The sequence below is a fragment of the Acidithiobacillus albertensis genome (assembly GCF_001931655.1).
Classification (GTDB): domain Bacteria; phylum Pseudomonadota; class Gammaproteobacteria; order Acidithiobacillales; family Acidithiobacillaceae; genus Acidithiobacillus; species Acidithiobacillus thiooxidans.
This window is the reverse complement of the sequence record NZ_MOAD01000021.1, coordinates 1-2,205: the sequence shown is the minus strand read 5'-3', so window position 1 is coordinate 2,205 and position 2,205 is coordinate 1. Positions and strand designations below refer to the sequence as shown.

4 protein-coding genes are annotated in these 2,205 nt (G+C 56.5%); all 4 read left to right on the top strand.

Going from position 1 to position 2,205, the window contains the following annotated elements; genetic code table 11:
- Positions 1 to 667, top strand: a 667-nt coding sequence (locus BLW97_RS16345) for a hypothetical protein (protein WP_207650638.1), incomplete at its 5' end; no start/stop codon positions are given.
- A 14-nt stretch (positions 668 to 681) separates the two neighbouring features.
- A complete protein-coding gene (gene cobA, locus BLW97_RS16340; RefSeq protein ID WP_075323960.1) occupies positions 682 to 1,470 on the top strand; it encodes a uroporphyrinogen-III C-methyltransferase in 789 nt (262 codons plus the stop codon).
- A gap of 10 nt (positions 1,471 to 1,480) precedes the next feature.
- Positions 1,481 to 1,837: a sirohydrochlorin chelatase gene (locus BLW97_RS16335; protein WP_075323959.1), complete on the top strand. Its 357-nt coding sequence runs from the start codon at positions 1,481 to 1,483 to the stop codon at positions 1,835 to 1,837.
- Between the two features lie 4 nt (positions 1,838 to 1,841).
- Positions 1,842 to 2,205: ANTAR domain-containing response regulator (locus BLW97_RS16330; protein ID WP_143214951.1), on the top strand; the 364-nt coding region annotated here is incomplete at its 3' end.

The following is a 2,205-nucleotide window of genomic DNA, read 5'->3' as shown; positions in this document are numbered from 1 at the left end:
TGCGCAGCACGACGCCCCTGATCTCCTCTGGGCCGATCATGATCCATCCGGGCGGGTATACAGTGCCGACATTCTCCGTGAATTTGGACTGGCCAGTGCGGAAAACAGCCAGCAGGCCAACACCCTTCTGCATCTTCAGGGTCTCAGTTACCTGCCGGTGGATACCCTTCATCCCGGTCTGGGCAAAATGCTGGCCTTGCGACAACAGCTCGGGGTGCGATCCAGCGTACATACTATCGTCAAGCTTTTTAATCCTTTCCAGAACCCCGCCATACATTGTGCCGGCGTAACCCATCCGCCCTATTTGCTGCGCCTGCAGGAATATTTCCAGCGGGAACAAAGTACGGCACTCATTTTGCGGGGAAGCGAAGGAGAATGTTTTGCCAACCCCAAACGCCGTCCGGATTTGCATGTTTGTCAGCAGGGTGAATCGGTTCTCTGGATGGAAAAAGACACGCAGCCCCTGCAACAAATTCCTGCACTACCCGAAAACTCGGGTATCTCGGCTACCTGTCGCCATATGGAAGCCGTCCTGAATGGACACTTGCCGCTGCCTTCGCCTCTGGTCGATCAGGCATTGTGCCTGCTTTGCCTGAGTGGGCGCTGCGCGGACATGGACAGTGCGCGTCACCATCTTGCCCATCACTTTTCCCGTTACGCAGCCTGAACTGGAGCCTTCCCATGCAAACCTGCACAACCCCATTTCCTGTTTCCATTGTCGGTGCCGGCCCCGGCGACCCGGAACTCCTCACCCTCAAAGCCGCACGGCGCATTGCGGCTGCTGATATCATTTTTTATGATGCCCTCGCCAATCCCGGTTTACTCGACATGGCACCAGCTGGGTGTAAAAAAGTGGAAGTGGGCAAACGCGGCGGGCAGGACTCCACCCCACAGATACGCATTCATGAACACCTGATCCGTTCGGCCCAACAAGGTTTGAAGGTGGTCCGTCTGAAGGGGGGAGATCCATTTCTCTTTGGGCGCGGAGGCGAAGAATGTCTGGCCCTGCGTGCCGCCCATATCGATTACGAAATCATCCCCGGCATCAGCAGCGGAATGGCAGCAGCGGCTTACGCCGGCGTACCGCTCACCCATCGTCATCGCAGTCAGTCGGTCATTTTCCTGACGGGGCACGAAGCCAGAGGAAGCCATCCTCCAGACTGGTCACGCTATGCCAAGGCGGCAGACACTCTGGTCATTTACATGGGCATCGAACGCATATCCGATATCTGTCAGGGTCTCATTATGGGCGGCATGCCTGCTGAAACCCCCTGTCTTGCCGTACAATGGGCGACCATCACGCAAAAACAGGTACAGGCGCCCTTGCAGCAATTCAGTACAGCCATCCAGGCAGCAGAGCTAGGCAGTCCGGCGATTCTGGTTATTGGTTCCGTCGTGGAATTGGCCGATATTTGTGCGTGGTTTCCCGGCGAAGCCGTTTTACCTGCACAACGCCTGCAACATCCATAAGGAAAAGCGCATGACCGAAGTGCAATTTCTGCTGGCACATGGTTCCCGCAACCCTCAGTGGCGAAAACCTTTTGAGCAGATCGCCGAAAAATTACAGTCAGCCCACCCGGAACGACAGATTGTTCTGTGTTATCTGGAGATGTGGGAGCCGTCTCTGGAGCAGGCTCTGCACTCAGCCTATGCATCGGGCTTACGCCACTTTCGCATATCCCCATTATTTTGGAGCAGCGGTCGTCATTTACAGGAGGATCTGCCTGCACTTCTTGAGCAGGTGCAGGTAACCTTACCCGATTGCTTCATCCAGGTAGAAGGACCCATCGGCGAATCGGAAATCATCATCCAGGCCGCTCTGCAAGCACTACAATGAGCCCATGCATCGCATCGTCCTGATCGACAATAATGTGGAGCGTGCAGAAATCCTCCGCGAAGCCCTCGCCAGCGAAGGGCAGATCGTCGTGGATATTTTTGGCTGGTCAGCACTTTCCTGGCAACGTCTGGAAAATCTGCAGCCCGATGTCATCATTGCCGAGGCGGGCAGTCCTGAACGGGACGTGCTCGAACACATCGTCTTCCTCAGCGAAACCCTGGAACTACCGGTCGTGGTGCTGGGCGCCCCTGAAGATGAAGACACCATGCGCCGGGCTATTCGTGCCGGCGTGGCCGCCTATGTTGCCCACGGCATTTCCGCCCAGGATATTGCCCCCATTCTCAAGGTAGCGGCGCTCCGCTATGCCG

Bases quoted from the DNA above. Each gene is read 5' to 3' on its own strand.
- cobA (WP_075323960.1), top strand. From the start codon at position 682: ATGCAAACCTGCACAACCCCATTTCCTGTTTCCATTGTCGGTGCCGGC.
- BLW97_RS16335 (WP_075323959.1), top strand. From the start codon at position 1,481: ATGACCGAAGTGCAATTTCTGCTGGCACATGGTTCCCGCAACCCTCAG.